Below are 14196 nucleotides of genomic sequence, written 5' to 3' on the forward strand. Positions count from 1 at the left end.
CTCAACACTCCTTCCGACTCAATAAACTCAGGAATTTCTGCTAGACTTTTAATCAATGACGCCGTACCCGAATCTGATCTCTGAGTCGCTCCTGATCAACGAAACCGTCGCTCTGCTCCGCTCGTTCGGCGGTAAGGCTTCGGCTGTCAGCGTGGTCGATTTTGTTATGAAGATCCGCAAGCCCGACCGCAATCTTGCCAGATTACTCGCCGCGGACATGATCGCGGGCGATCCTCGCTTGAGGATCGATGGCGACATGGTCGAGCTTTGCGATGACGAATTCGAGGGCCGGGAGTTGATGGAGACAGAATTTGTCGTTTTCGATCTCGAAACCACCGGAGCCAAAGCTCCGCCCTGCCGCATCACGGAGATCGGTGCGTACCGAGTAAAGGACGGTAAGGTTCAAGAGGAGTTTCAAACGCTCGTAAACCCGGAGACACCGATCCCGCCGTTCATTACTTCGCTGACAGGAATTAGCGACGAAATGGTTCGCCATGCTCCGTTGTTTGCGGATGTAGCGTACGATTTTCTTGATTTTATCGGTGATTCGATACTTGTCGCCCACAATTCGGGTTTTGATATGCGGTTTCTGAATCACGAGATCAGTCGCATTTTCGGCAAGTACAAGCTTCGCAATCCGTGCCTCTGTACAGTGCAGCTTTCCCGAAAACTGCTGCCCGACATCCTGAATCACAAATTGAAGACCGTCGCCGAGCACTACGAGATCGAACTGGTAAATCATCACCGCGCCAGCGCCGACGCCTATGCGACCGCCCATATTTTCGTGAATCTACTAACAAAACTGAACGAGAACGGCGTTAACGACCTCGCCGCGATAAGAGGTTTGGGCTCGCGAAAGCATCGGTATGTGAGATAGCCGGGCTCCACCGCAGAGCGGTGTGATGAATTTAGCCGTGGGTTTCAACCCACGGTCGGACGCATCGAAGTTCGCTGTCGCGTCAGCGACAATTGAGATTCAACCGTCGCTGACGCGACGCGGTTATTTTTTCCGCTTTCCGTGGGTTGAAACCCACGGCTAAATTCGTTAAATCGCTACGCGATGAAGAGTTAAAACTCCGAATTCTGAAGGTGGAACTCCAAACTAGAAAATTATGTTAGACGAAAGAATGCCTGAGGGCGTCAATAAACAGCAATTAGACATCCGCCCTACTCCGCGTGAGGAAATGGGCTTGTTCCCGCTCGACGCGTTTCCGTATGAGTTTGTGGGTAAAGAGATCTGGGTCGAATTCGATATGCCGGAGTTTACGGCGATCTGCCCTTTCTCAGATTTCCCGGATTTCGGCGTGATCAGGCTCAAATACGTGCCGAACAAGCTCTGCGTCGAGCTAAAAAGCCTCAAGCTTTATATCAATTCATTCCGCGACGTAAAGATCTTTCACGAACACGTCGTCAACGTCATCCTCGAGGACTTCGTCGCCGCCTGCGACCCGCTAAAGGTCGAGATCGAGGGCGATTATCACGTGCGCGGCAATATCAAAACGGTTGTGCGTGCGAGTTACACAAAGCCTGCTTAATTCGCCGCGATAAATCCATAACAAGTGCAGGCGAGGCCTTCGAGCGTTTTGCGGTCGATGACCGTTACATGGCCGCGGACGTAGCTGATCAGCTTCTGCTTTTGCAGTATCCCGGCGGCCTTGTTTACGGCTTCGCGTCTAACGCCGAGCATGTAGGAGAGAAACTCCTGCGTAACCTGAAAGTCTTCGGACCGCATGCGGTCCTGCGTCATCAGCAGCCAGCGGGCAAGGCGCGATTCGATGGAGTGAAATCGCGTACACACAGCCGAACGCGATATCTGCATTAGCATCGAATACGTAAACAAACGCATGATCCGCGGCAGTTCATCGCTGAAAGCGCATTCTGCGTTAAAATTCTTCGCCGTCATCCTCTGAGCATTCCCGCTTCCCTGCACTACGGCTCGATTGTTTGACAGTTTGATCCCAAGAAAGACACCCAAGGCGGCCATGCCTTCGTTACCGACCATGGCGATCTCCATTGTTGTGGTCGGGCTCGTTGCAACCAATATCGAGATAATGCCGGTTTCGACAAAATAGACGTGCTTCATTTCCTCACCCTGATCGTAGACATTCTCGCTGTACTTCAGCTCGTAAGGTTCGAATTGAGGCCGGACGCGGTCGTAGGCAATTATCGGCAGAGCTGCGAGCAGCTTATTGGAAGATCTGGTGGTTTCTGGCATCGGGCACTCCTTGTTCGGGCCATGTTGTAAAAACAACAGACGGCACAAGAAGTAGATCGTTAGTTCATTTCCGATGTCGAATGGTGAAATTTTCAAAGTTGACTGCTTGAACGCTATCAACTTGCGCAACCATAACAGGTGTTAACCGTTTTGTCTGTATACCTATACGAAAGAGCGAGATATTCCCCGGCCGAGCAGGCGATTGTATTCGTCGTTGACGACCTTGTAACACTCGCAAACCGCATTTTCGAGGCCCGGGCGGTCTATGATGGTCATTGTTCCCCGCACACTTTGTATTAGTTTTCGAGCCACAAGCTTTTGCGCGGCAAGCGTAACGCCCTCCCGGCGCACTCCGAGCATATTTGAGATCAGATCGTGGGTCATCACGAGCTTGTCAGAATCCAAACGGTCGTGGCTCAGCAGAAGCCAGCGGCAAAGCTGCTGTTCGACGGAATGCAGACGGTTGCAAACGGCAGTTTGGGAGATCTGTGCTATCAAGGCCTGCGTATAACGAAGCAACAACCTCTGAAACGGGCCGCCAAGCGTAAATTCGGCCTTCATCTCGTTCGCCCTCATTCTCAGCACATTGCCTGCGCTCTGGACGATAGCACGGTTAGTCGTCGTCTCGCCGCCCATGAACAGTTCAATTCCGAGAATGCCGTCGTTACCGACAACGCCGATCTCGGCCGTTGCCCCGTTTTCCATGATATACAACAGCGAAATGATCGCCGTCGTAGGAAAATACGTATAGTCCATCTTGGCGCCCGACTCGTGCATCACCTTGCCCAGAGTAAGCGGTACGATCTCGAGTTTAGGCAGGATCCGTTCAAATTCACCTATCGGCAGCGAGGCCAACAAGTAGTTCTTTAAGGCATCGGTTCTTACGGCAGTCGGCATTTTTCCCTCTTTGTTCCGGGTCGAGTTCAGCAGCTAAATTACCTGAACGAGTTTAACTTTGTTGGAACAGGGCCAGAATACCATACCTATCCATCTTATGTGTGCGATATCGCACACCCGTTAACAGCCGGCCAAATTGCCGGAACGCAATTATGTTTTAAGAGTGTTCGCAAGCGCACATACACGGCCGATCTTCTTTGTTTAACTAAATACATCAGCCGGAGCCGCAAGGATGAAAATTGAGTGCCATACCTTACTTGCACTCAGATAACGCTCTCGTGTTAACCAAATTCGCTAGGCGAAGGCTGTTTTGGACAAGGGTCTTATACTGGCAGTAACGCTGCGTGGAAGGACGGTAGATCTTACAGGAAGCCGTCCTTCGTTTTTTTCCGCTGGAGGTTCTGAGATGAAAATGATCCAGTTTTCAATGTACTACGTTAAGCTGCAGTTCACCGTTGCGTTCGGCCTGTATCGAACCTCACTCCCGATGGATGTTAACTGGCGTTGGCGCTTCTGGCAGCAAAGGAACAACGCGCAGCACCGGCCGAATTATTAGAATTACTGGAGAAAATCATGCTGATCGCCGCTAATAGCCAGACTAATGGCATTCGACCTGAACGAATGAGGGGCGATAGGGCAACGAGCTACAGCAATTTTATTTCGGCGCTGGCGAAAAGGATCACGGCCAGCCGCGAGGAATCGGAGGCGGCAAAAAAGGAGATCTTTGCGGATATAAGGCGATATGCATCGAAAAGCACGGTCGCGACGACCACAGATAGGTTCGAATCATTGATCGCTCGCCGCCGGCTGGTTCGGTTTCTGAGCATATCAGATTCGATATGCTGAATCATTTTGTACTGATCGTACTGACAAGGGGTGGAAAAGGCAGGCGTTTAGGATTAACTAAACGCCCGCCTGATCCAATTTTGGGTGGGACTGTCCAAATGAGTGCGGACAGCGTTATATGGCATGTGATGGTGCCGTAAACGGGAATGCCCGGGAACTAAAAGGCCCGGGCATCTCAATATATTGTCTATTGGCCTGTTGTCAGTGGATGGCTGCCATGACAGCGGGCGATGCTAACGAACGCTTTGAACAAGCTCGCTCGACGAGGCTGACTATTTCGCTTTCTGCCGGTGTACTGCCTTTGGGGTCGGCGTTGGATATTTCGGAGATGATCAGGAATTTCGATTTCTCAAGCAATGTCTGCTCACGAAACGATAATTTCTTTTCGTGGCTCAGGAATGTGAGCATTTTGAGCACTTCGGCGGTCTGAAAAATGTCGCCCGTTCGCAGCTTTTCCGTGAACTCACGCGAACGCGTCTTCCAATCACCGGCGTACGGCTCAAAATCCTCGCCAAGCATATCGATCAGTTGCCGGCACTGCGACCTCGAGATCAGCGGGCGCAGGCCGACGCTGTCCGCATTGCATTCGGGAACGAATATCGTCGAGTTGTCGTGTAAAACGCGAAGAGTGTAACCGCTGATCGAGAGGGCCCCGAAAGCGTGCACGCTAAACTCCTCGACCTGGCAAACGCCTTGGTTCGGGTAAGCTACCTTTTGACCTATCGTTAATTGCATGACCGCTTCTCTCCCAATAACTTGAGAACGACGCGATGCGTATCGGACCAAAAACTGGAGTCCGGCGCAGGGTTGGTCTGTCAAGATTAACGCCATTATAGCATGTCTCGCCCAAGACTGGAACAAAAATTTCCGTGCAAGTCCGATGCAAAAGCCCGCGCGTCAGCAAGGGTGAATCTGCAAAAAAGATCCCACATCTGTCACAAACCTCACCGTCGTGGTGTTTTCATTTCGTAACGCGATAAGCGAACAAAATATCTTACAAAAAACCGGAGGTTTCAATGCGAAACAATTTCAGATCCCTGGCTCTTAGCCTTTTATCTCTAGCATTCATAATCATAGTTATCGGAAAGGTCGTGATCGTCGCCCAGGCACCGATCACGGGCAAATGGACGGCAGATGCCCGGCCGGGCAAACGCGACGACGGCAAGATCCAGCTCAATCTCAGCCGAACCACCCAAGGCGATCGCCGAAATGAATTTGGTTCGAGCTTCGCCTATTCTGAACTGCAGGGCCTGAGCCAGGCGCAGACGGAGAACGGCGGCGTGAATTTCAAGCTCGCCCGCGAGGCCGGCACCGTCAATTTCGAGGGCTCGTTCTCGAACGGCAAAGGCTCGGGCACGTTCCGTTTTGATCCTGACTATCGTTATTTCAGTGCGATGAAGCAGCGTGGTTTTGATTTTGAAAAGTCGAACAGCAGGAACAAAGGTGAAAACGATGTCGAAGGCCGCATGCTCTCGGCCGCGATGCTCAACGTCACGACCGCTCTCGCCGATGATCTCAGATCGGTCGGTTTCGGCGACCTCGATGTCGATGACCTATTCAAAGCCACGATCTTCAAAGTCGATTCCAAATTCATGGCAGAGATGAAGGCCACCGGCTTTCCAAACCTGACGATGGAAGACCTCGTAAAGGCACGCATCTTCAAGATCGACGCCGATTTTGTCAGAAAGGTCACGGAAATGGGCTTCGGCACCAAAGACTTCGAACAGCTCGTCAAATACAGCATCTTCAAGGTCACGCCCGAGTACCTCGCCGAAATGAAAGCCGCGGGATTCGACAACCTCTCGTCCGAAGAGGTCGTAAAATTCCGCATCTTCAAGGTAACGCCCGAGCTGCTCACCGATCTCAAAGCGGAAGGCTACGGCAAACTCTCCGCCGAAGAAGTCGTCAAATTCCGCATCTTCAACATCGACCGCGACTTCATCCGCCGAGCCAGAGCCGAAGACCCGAACATCTCGGTCGAAGATCTAGTCAAACTAAAGATCGGCGTCCGCCGCATGAAGACCAACTAAAACCTGTGATCTTTCCTCAATGATCCTAGATCCCCGGCTGTCCGCCCATGCGGACAGCCTTTTTTGACTGGAGGGCGAGCATCCTACTCGCCGCTAAAAACCAGAGGATCTAAGGTCATTTCCCAGTAAGCCAACACAATCAAAAAAAGACGGCGAGCATTCTCACCGTCTAAAAATATCCTCCATATTGGTCATTACGCGACCGCCGTGAAGATCAATGAATCGTTCTGCCGGATCATTGTAACCCAACAAAATCAACATCGCTGAGCGAATCGGTCACGTTAACAACCCGCGAGTTAAAGCGGTAACGGCTTGAGCGGACGGCGATGACATAGCTCTGGCCGCCGGTTACGTCCTCGAAGCGGTAGATACCGAATGAGCCCGTAACGAACGTCCGTCTGTTTCCGTTCGGATCGGTCATCGTCACCGTTGCTCCTCTCACGCCCTGGCCGGATGCGTTCAGGACGCGGCCCGAGACCGCCACACCGGCCGCAGTTGTTCCGATGACGACGTTGCCGCTTTGGTAGGTGGTCGTGAGCAAAGCTCCCTGGGCACTCGAAACGCTTTGAGCGGTCGGCGTCGATGAGAAGCTCACGGGGTACGTTCCGGCCGCAGCGTTGGCAGGAACTGCGAACGTCACGGTGATCATCTGCCTTGCTCCGGCCGCGTAGGTGTTGGTCGAGTCGACCAGCACGCCGAGGCGTCCGGCTGCCGTCTGGCTCGTGTTCAGTCCGAGATTCGAACCTGTCGGAACACCGCCTCCGATTGCAGCACTGACGTAGGTCAGGACCGACGCCGGATAGTTCACCGTGTAGCTGGCGGATGCTTCGTTACCGAGCGAATCCAGCATGAACGAGACCGTCACTTGCTGTCCGGCGATCGCCGAAGCATTGACCGCACGGATCACGCGTCCGCCCGTGCCCTCGGCCGTCTCGCCGCGGGCCGCAGCCGGAGCGGTCGGGCCGCAGACTGGTTTGGTGGTGATCGGTACGCCGTTGAGTACTCCGAGGTTGTAGCCGCGGATGACGGTCACGTCGCCGGCCTCGATCTGGGCGTTTCCGCAGGCTCCCGGAACGTCGAGATTGACGTCCGCTGCCTGGAACTGAGCTCCCGCCGGGATCGCCGGCAGGTTGCCGAGAACGACCTGTCGGATGTACGAAACGTCGTTCGACAGGACCTGATTGTCGCCCAGCGGGCCGCCGCTGCCGTCGACCACGTCGCCTTCCGGCCGCGTTGGAAGCGGTGTCGGTGTCGGCGTCGGGGTTCCGGCCGGAGTTGGCGTCGGTGTCGGCGTTATTCCACCGTCGTCGTTGACGATCGTTCCGGTTCCGGTCGCTCTGCCGATGATGCCGTTCGAAACGGTCGTCATGTCGACGAGGAACGTCTCATTCGGCTCGACAGCGGTGTCGCCGTTAACCAGAACGGTGACTGTTTTCGACGTCTCGGTCGGTAAGAATGTGACCGTACCGTTCGAGACCGCCGTGTAATCGCCAGGTGCCGTTGCCGTCTGGTTCGCCGTGGAATAGGTCACCAGCGAACTGAACGAAGTCGGATTGCCCGAACGAGTGATCGTAAACGTGAACGGCGTCGTTCCCGCATTACCTTCGTTCGCCGAAACATCATTGATCGAGAACGAAGGTTCAACGTCGTCGTTAAAGATCGTTCCAACCCCGTCGCCGCCGATAATGCTGCCGCCGACCGGATTCGAGAGTCTCATAAAGAACACTTCATTTGCCTCGAACGTGATGTCGCCGTTAACCGTAACGGCTATGGTCTGAAGCGTCGGCGAATTCGAAGTGAAGGTGATCGTTCCGGAACGCGGCACATAATCGTTGTTAGCGGCTAATGCGGTTCCGTCAACAGTGGTGAAATCAACCGTTCGAGCCGGTTGTCCGAGACCCGGCAACTGAGTGATCGTGACCTCAAAGATAAACGCGGTCGTGCCCGAATTCGTCTCGTTACGCGTGACCGAGTTAACCGCAAACAGAGGCCCAACAGGGATCGGCGTCGGAGACGGCGTTGGAGACGGCGTCGGCGTCGGCGTCGGCGTCGGACTTGGAGTCGGACTTGGAGTCGGCGTCGGCGTTGGCGTCGGAGTCGGAGTCGGCGTCGGCGTCGGCGTCGGAGAAGGCGTCGGTGTCGGCGTCGGTGTTGGCGTAGGCGTCGGCGTCGGCGTCGGCGTCGGAGTTGGAGTTGGAGTTGGAGTTGGAGTCGGCGTTGGCGTTGGCGCGACACCTTGAACTTCGAACGCACCGATATCCGAGCCATTTCCGTTCGGAGCGTTTGCAACTAGGGGATCATCGACCGGACGAGTCAGATTTCGTTGGTCAGAGGATACATCAGGAGCGGTGGCTCCTTTATCGATAGCCGGACTTCCGGGACTGAGGCTATGAGTTAATGTCGGCCCGCCGTTATCTGCCAAAGGCATAAGGAGCGGGTCGATCGGGGGTTTGTGGAGTACCAACGATGTCGTTGGTACCACTGGAGAAACCAATCGAACTGCCGGCATTGCCGATCAGGTTATATCCGAGCGAATTGAATTGCCCTGCGACGTCAGACGCACCGTTACCGTTTTTAGCAATTAGCGACGTACGAACGTTCGGCCCTAAGCCTGTTACATCACCGCGGTTCATTAGGTTTTCAACATAGACACCTCCACCAACTGATCCGCCAAAGTTGTCGGTAATGGTCGAGTTGGTCAGCGATATCTGGGATCCGGGACCGCCGTAGATACCGCCACCCAGTCCGGCGTTGCCGCCGTCTCCACGAGCCGCACCATTGGTCGAGTTTCCGGAGATGGTCGAATTGACCACGTTAAGCTGGCTAGCAATGGCCAGGTCCGGGCTATCTGGACGGCTGAGGATCCCACTAAGGTATATTGCTCCCCCGTTGCCGCCGATCGTTGTGTTGTTGTAAAGGGTGGAACGCGTGACATTTGCAGTTCCCAGAAGGAAAATAGCTCCGCCACTGAAGCCGTTAGAGTTGCTGTTCTCGATCGTTGATTCGACAAGATTGAGGGTCGAGTTAAAGTGCACGAAGATCGCTCCACCGCCCGAGAAACCTGTCGGGGCATCTGCGCCATCAGGCCGATCCGGGAGCGGGCTCCGGCAAACACCCAACAGCGATCGGGTGATCGTCAAACTCGTGCCGACAGATGTGGCAATACATCCGCCACCGTATTCAAGTCCGTCGAGTATCCTGAGCGACCTTAGATTTACATCCAGGGTTGGTTCGCCTTCAGGTGATTCACCATCCCTCAAATTCGAACCGATGTAGAAGATGCGGCTCCTGCTATTACCGTTGACAATTACCGAATTTGTCTCTCCATCGATGGTCAACGGCTTATCGATCGCGATCTCACCTGATGTCAGGAGGATCTCAAAATTCCCGCTAAACCTGATCGTGCTGAAAGGACACGCATCAATTACCGCCTGACGCAAGCTGCCTGGGCCGCTGTCGTTCGCATTTATAACGACCGGGTCAACCACACATCCAGCCGGCGTCGGCGAAGGAGTCGGCGTCGCTGTCGGTGCCGGAGACGGAGTAGGCGTCGGAGTAGGCGTAGGCGTCGGCGTCGGCGTCGGCGTTGGTGTCGGCGTTGGCGTCGGCGTCGGTGTCGGTGTCGGAGTTGGTGTCGGCGTTGGCGTTGGTGTTGCAACCGTACAAGTAGAACAAACCAACGAGTTCATCACCATCGTTATAGTATCGATCCGCCAGTTTGGATTCGCGTTTACAGCCGAGCTATCCCACCCGGCTCTCCATCTCAACCTCACTGTCTGACCGTTGAAAGCCGGAGGAAGATCAAGAGTCGAGGTGATATAAGTTGCTTGAGCCCCAGACCACGCGGATTGACCGGCAATAGGATTACCAAATCCAGTATCGATCGTAGAATTGTATCCGCCAGCGGAAAACACGCCGCCAACGCTTGTTACATTGCTGTAATTTGTTCCACCATCAGTACTGATCTCGAGAATTCCACCGTCAAAAGTAGATTCGAAGTTTCTAGTCTGTCTGAAACTGATCTGCGAACCACTTCCAGCCGGAATAGCGATCGCCGGCGAGATCAAACTATTTGATGCTACAGTAGAAACACCGTTGGTAAATGCCGCATTAGGTGCAGTGTCAGGCGTCGTCGCGGTCGTCGCAAACAACGCTGGCGGTGTGCCAGTCTGCGCAGTTGTCCATCCGGCTGGCAGAGCCGGAGCCGTTACTCCATCGAAATTCTGCGAGAAAATATTGGTCGTTACAGTGGTACCTGTTGGAATTGTATAAACGACATTTCCAAGATTAGAGGCTCCATCCTGATGGGATACGGTTGCCGTGATGCTAGTTCCACAAACCAGAGATGGATTTGCCGTGAAGGTAAAGTTGCGTGAGACCGCTGCTCCGCCCGCAACGATAGCTCCGTAGGTTTGTGCACCTGACGGCGAAAGGACACCGCCCGAAACCAGGAGAGTGCCGACATCATTTGCAGTATCAGAGGTTCCGACGTTCGAGACGGGGAACGCCATAGTAACGGTTTCGCCAGGGTCGACCACGCCGTTCGCGGGCAGACAGCTTTCCGAGATCAGAGTTGCAGTTCCCCCGGAAAGTACGGGAATAGCAGCGACCGCTACGTTTGAATTGAAAACAACGAGTGCAAAATTCTGGTCGGTGGTATCCGCATTACCCAATACGCCATCGCCATTGATGGCTGTGCCGATAACACGAACAGTGATCGGCCCGGTTGTTCCGGCTGGCAGAAAAACGTTCTCTACGTTATTCCGATTGTCTGCTGCTCCGCCGGTTGTAGACGATCCACCCGCGAGGACATTTCCTTTATAGGTATTTCCACCGACAAGAACTTCAAGATCAAGATTGTTGACGAGAGACGGGTCAGCCGTTCCCGGCGGGTCGGTCCAAACCAGTGAAACGCGCACCGGGCGTGCGCCGTCAGCAACGGTACCGGTATAAATGTAGCTATTTCCAGTCGAGGGGATAACTAGTGATTGATCGACATACGTGATCGTGGCTCCGGTACTCAAAACGTTCTTTAGATTTATCCGGCCCCAACCTTCCGATCCGTTGGGGCGTGCCGCGGTCGCTCCGGTTCCGGACATATCAACAGTACCATTGATGAGAGCGGCCTTTACCATAGCAGGGCTTGGATTGACGCCACTATTAGAGGCTTTCCACGACTGCGTAAACAGTGCGGCTGCACCCGCAACCTGCGGTGAGGCGTGCGAGGTCCCGCTGCTGATACGGTGGAAGGTGTCGATATTTCCGAAGAGAGAATCAGGACCAGACCGTCCGCCGGTAACCGCATCGCCGGGAGCTGTGATATCCGGCTTGACGCGTGTGTCAGCGGCAGGCCCGCGGCTCGAGAAATCGGGAAGCTGTTCTAGATTATCGGCCGCTCCGGTACTACCGCCGGCACTTGGCGATCCTGAACGCACGTTTTCCGAAGCCGCGACCGAGATCATGTTCTTCGCAACCTTCGGACGGGTTAGGCCGGTAGCTCCCTGATTACCCGCTGAAAAAACAACCACGAGCGGATCGATGGTTCCGGCACTCGAAGAATCGCGGACAAAGCCATCAAACTGAGCTGCAAACGAATCGTAAACATTACCATTAGTTCCAGAACCCCAGCTGTTATTGCTGATGTATCCTTTGACGCTGTTGGGCCCGTTAGTCGTAACTGTGTCGTTCGCAGTGTCGGCCTCGGTTCCTGTGTATCCGGCCCGCAAAAGCGGGATGTTTATAATATGTGATTTGGGTGCAATGCCGAGGCCGTAGTTGTAGCCGAGCGGATCCAGGACCGAGAAGGGAGCGTCACCCGCGATGATCGATGCTTGTAAATGTCCATGTCCGGCAGCACCTGCTGTTGCACCGCGAAGTGGGCCATTAACCGAATTACTGGCAGTTACGTAAAACCCTCCGTCTCCAGGAATTCCAACGCCGTCATCAACGACCGAAACAGTAACGTTAGAACCGTTTGCTCCGAACTGCGTGAGCGGATCATAGCCTGGTCCCGAAATGGTCGTCGGTCCAGTGTAGTTTCCGGCAACGATCTGCGCGGCACGCTCGTCTTCCTTAGTTGGCTTGCTGTAAGACTCGACGGATACAACGCCAGAGATATTTGCGAGGTCTAGCGCGCTTTCGACAGGAACCTCAACTCTGACAACATTGAAATAGTTGTTTGGCAACTCGATAAAATAAGGATTCCTACCGCGGTAGGATGAGGAGATCTCATTGGTGATTCCCTCCCGCCCGGCACGTTTGAAAATAGCAACATCAAAAATTGCGGTTCCCGCATCCGAAACCTGCAGCCTCGATATTCCAGGCTGCGTTGCCGTCGCGTTTCTCGCACTGTTAACCTGGTCTTTTACGGCTTCGGAAAGCTTGTCCTCGGGAAGAAGGCTGCCAACCCACCGCACCATTGAATGGTTGGCGACCCGCTGAATAGCCTCGCCGCTTCCATACACGAAATAAGCTTGGTGCGGAACGTACTGAAGCACTTCAACGCCGGCTTCCCTGATGCTGTCTAGCAGTTGGTCGCTCGAAGTTGTGCCAAACTGAACAATATAATACCCGCTCTCATTCGATTCAGGTGTCCCGTCTGGCGAGATCGTTCCACGCGGCTGCTCAGCGATCGGGTCAAACTTTCTTCCTGGCGTGTTGATCGTAGTTTCAAGTAGCTGGCTCTCGAGACCCGCTGAATCAAGCGAAGTTCCTTTATCTGCCGCAATGACAACGAAAGAACCGTAATCACCAACAACGCGGCCGAAGGAAACAGCAAGTTGACGGTCATCGTCACTATTGACTCTCACACGGACGAGATCTTTGGAGGCATCGCGAATATCACGGGTTACTCCCCGGCCGATACCAGCACCTGCGGTCGAGTTATCAGCGTCATTGCCTCTTCGGCTCTGCGCATCTGCCTGCCAGGCGATAACAGCAAAGGAAAAGATCCCTAAAAGCACGCCAATTGATAACAATAAATTACGATTCGAGGCTAAAAACGACCCTGATCTCATTTCCATTTAGATTCCATCTCCAGAAGAATTATCCCGACGATCCATCCATGTGCCTTTACTGAACGCCAGTCGAGTTCCACGAACCGAAAGTTTGAACTTGCCAATATTGTTTTGCGGGGATTATGCTCCTAAATTCATCTAAAGTCAAGACTTAAGTATTCAGAGGAATAGTGGAAAACGATATCATCGAATATCGTGGAGACTTAGCCGAAAAGGCAGTTTGTGTTGATCAACAATTGAGCCAATGTGATTTTCGGCTAAAAGGGGTTTGAGACGGGCTGGGCGCGCGGGTCGATCAGCCAGACCACTTTGGCCGGAGATCTTACTGCTTTTCTACTTTGACCAATGTGGCAAAGCCGTTCGACCAATCTTAGCTTTTTGTGTGACCAATCGGGCAAAGTCCTTTGACCAAAGTCAGTAACGACGGCGGTTTGGCGGGAAGCGGGGTTAAATTCGAAAAATTCGGTGCTGGACAAAAGTTTTCACAAAAATCTCGGCCGAAAATAGCGCGGTTTTGCGCTCTTCCCGCCTACTCGAACTGCTTTCGAAATTCCTCGAAGGTCTCCTTCAGAGTATCGATCTCAGCTCTGAGGGTGGCGACTTCTTCTTCCAGCTTTTCGACCCGCTCGGTGTCGGCTCCGCCGCGCGAGGGTCGGGCAGCGTGGGCGACGGCGAGCGCCTCAATGTCGATCGGGCCGGAGAGCAGATGGGCAAAGCGGGCCTCTTTCTGGCCGGGCTGGACCGGTAGTTTTACAACCAGCGGATCGTCACGGCGGATCAGCCCGTCAAGCGTTTCTTGTATCTCGCCAAGGCCCGAAAACGAGTACAGCCGCTCGGTGCGGGTCCGCAGCTCGCCCAGTGTTTGCGGGCCTCTCAGCAGCATTATATCCACCACCGCCGTCTCGGAAGGCTCGAGTTCGTAAACCGTCGGCAGCATGTGTTTGTACTTCGGCACACGGCTCGTACTTCCGTAAAAAACGTAAACCAGATTACGGTCGCGCAGGGCTTCGAGACATTGCGTGACGGTGGTCTCGTCATAGTGGACGACCGGCTCGCGGTTGTTTTTTTGATTACAGGCGTTGACCAGCGCGTTAAGCGTCAGCGGGTAATATTCCGGCGTCGTGAGCTGCTTTTCGACCAGCGAACCGAGGACGCGGGCTTCGATCTCATTGAGTATTTCGGGCATGTGATG

The 14196-nt window shown here is 54.0% G+C and carries 11 protein-coding genes; 5 read left to right on the top strand and 6 right to left on the bottom strand.

All coding sequences use genetic code 11. The annotated features are described in order from the left end of the window. The first annotated feature begins 55 nt into the window (after window positions 1–55). Both IPG22_03600 and queF read left to right on the top strand, forming a co-directional pair. The gene (locus IPG22_03600; protein MBK6587388.1) at window positions 56–877 is read left to right on the top strand and encodes a hypothetical protein; all 822 of its coding nucleotides are present in this window, start codon (window positions 56–58) and stop codon (window positions 875–877) included. A 250-nt stretch (window positions 878–1127) separates the two neighbouring features. Then, window positions 1128–1535 (top strand): NADPH-dependent 7-cyano-7-deazaguanine reductase QueF, encoded by a 408-nt coding sequence (gene queF, locus IPG22_03605; protein ID MBK6587389.1) that lies wholly within the window; start codon window positions 1128–1130, stop codon window positions 1533–1535. Here the strand turns inward: queF and IPG22_03610 are convergent. Together IPG22_03610 and IPG22_03615 are read right to left on the bottom strand one after the other, a co-directional pair. Continuing rightward, window positions 1532–2215 carry a Crp/Fnr family transcriptional regulator gene (locus tag IPG22_03610; protein MBK6587390.1) on the bottom strand — a complete coding sequence of 228 codons (684 nt, stop codon included), beginning with the start codon at window positions 2213–2215 and terminating at the stop codon, window positions 1532–1534. The genes queF and IPG22_03610 overlap by 4 nt on opposite strands. 162 nt (window positions 2216–2377) lie before the next feature. Continuing rightward, window positions 2378–3112 carry a Crp/Fnr family transcriptional regulator gene (locus IPG22_03615; protein MBK6587391.1) on the bottom strand — a complete coding sequence of 245 codons (735 nt, stop codon included), beginning with the start codon at window positions 3110–3112 and terminating at the stop codon, window positions 2378–2380. 406 nt (window positions 3113–3518) lie between these two features. On the opposite strand from IPG22_03615, the gene IPG22_03620 reads away from it, so the two are divergent. Beyond that, on the top strand, window positions 3519–3668 hold the full coding sequence (locus IPG22_03620) for a hypothetical protein (protein MBK6587392.1): 150 nt from the start codon (window positions 3519–3521) through the stop codon (window positions 3666–3668). A gap of 17 nt (window positions 3669–3685) precedes the next feature. Further along, entirely contained in the window at window positions 3686–3958 is a 273-nt protein-coding gene (locus IPG22_03625; GenBank protein ID MBK6587393.1) for a hypothetical protein, read from the top strand. Between the two features lie 201 nt (window positions 3959–4159). Here the strand turns inward: IPG22_03625 and IPG22_03630 are convergent, their stop codons facing one another. Next, complete coding sequence (locus tag IPG22_03630) at window positions 4160–4693, bottom strand: CarD family transcriptional regulator (GenBank protein MBK6587394.1); 534 nt, start codon at window positions 4691–4693, stop codon at window positions 4160–4162. A 281-nt stretch (window positions 4694–4974) separates the two neighbouring features. Between IPG22_03630 and IPG22_03635 the strand changes: the two genes are divergently transcribed. Then, window positions 4975–5988, top strand: a complete 1014-nt coding sequence (locus IPG22_03635) for a hypothetical protein (protein ID MBK6587395.1) — start codon at window positions 4975–4977, stop codon at window positions 5986–5988. Between the two features lie 235 nt (window positions 5989–6223). On the opposite strand, the gene IPG22_03640 is transcribed toward IPG22_03635, so the two are convergent. From IPG22_03640 to IPG22_03650, 3 genes are all read right to left on the bottom strand, one after another. Beyond that, entirely contained in the window at window positions 6224–8416 is a 2193-nt protein-coding gene (locus tag IPG22_03640; GenBank protein MBK6587396.1) for a carboxypeptidase regulatory-like domain-containing protein, read from the bottom strand. Next, the gene (locus tag IPG22_03645) at window positions 8400–13010 is read right to left on the bottom strand and encodes a S8 family serine peptidase (protein MBK6587397.1); all 4611 of its coding nucleotides are present in this window, start codon (window positions 13008–13010) and stop codon (window positions 8400–8402) included. The genes IPG22_03640 and IPG22_03645 overlap by 17 nt, the downstream gene beginning before the upstream one ends. Before the next feature lie 523 nt (window positions 13011–13533). Next, complete coding sequence (locus IPG22_03650; protein MBK6587398.1) at window positions 13534–14190, bottom strand: YceH family protein; 657 nt, start codon at window positions 14188–14190, stop codon at window positions 13534–13536. Between the last annotated feature and the right edge of the window lie 6 nt (window positions 14191–14196).

The sequence above is a fragment of the Acidobacteriota bacterium genome (assembly GCA_016703965.1).
Classification (GTDB): domain Bacteria; phylum Acidobacteriota; class Blastocatellia; order Pyrinomonadales; family Pyrinomonadaceae; genus OLB17.

Excerpts from the sequence above, each read along its gene's own strand:
- IPG22_03635 (MBK6587395.1), top strand. The coding sequence starts at position 4,975 with ATGCGAAACAATTTCAGATCCCTGGCTCTTAGCCTTTTATCTCTAGCA.
- IPG22_03640 (MBK6587396.1), bottom strand. The coding sequence starts at position 8,416 with ATGCCTTTGGCAGATAACGGCGGGCCGACATTAACTCATAGCCTCAGT.
- IPG22_03650 (MBK6587398.1), bottom strand. The coding sequence starts at position 14,190 with ATGCCCGAAATACTCAATGAGATCGAAGCCCGCGTCCTCGGTTCGCTG.
- IPG22_03620 (MBK6587392.1), top strand. The coding sequence starts at position 3,519 with ATGAAAATGATCCAGTTTTCAATGTACTACGTTAAGCTGCAGTTCACC.
- IPG22_03615 (MBK6587391.1), bottom strand. The coding sequence starts at position 3,112 with ATGCCGACTGCCGTAAGAACCGATGCCTTAAAGAACTACTTGTTGGCC.
- IPG22_03610 (MBK6587390.1), bottom strand. The coding sequence starts at position 2,215 with ATGCCAGAAACCACCAGATCTTCCAATAAGCTGCTCGCAGCTCTGCCG.
- IPG22_03645 (MBK6587397.1), bottom strand. The coding sequence starts at position 13,010 with ATGGAAATGAGATCAGGGTCGTTTTTAGCCTCGAATCGTAATTTATTG.
- IPG22_03630 (MBK6587394.1), bottom strand. The coding sequence starts at position 4,693 with ATGCAATTAACGATAGGTCAAAAGGTAGCTTACCCGAACCAAGGCGTT.
- IPG22_03600 (MBK6587388.1), top strand. The coding sequence starts at position 56 with ATGACGCCGTACCCGAATCTGATCTCTGAGTCGCTCCTGATCAACGAA.
- queF (MBK6587389.1), top strand. The coding sequence starts at position 1,128 with ATGCCTGAGGGCGTCAATAAACAGCAATTAGACATCCGCCCTACTCCG.
- IPG22_03625 (MBK6587393.1), top strand. The coding sequence starts at position 3,686 with ATGCTGATCGCCGCTAATAGCCAGACTAATGGCATTCGACCTGAACGA.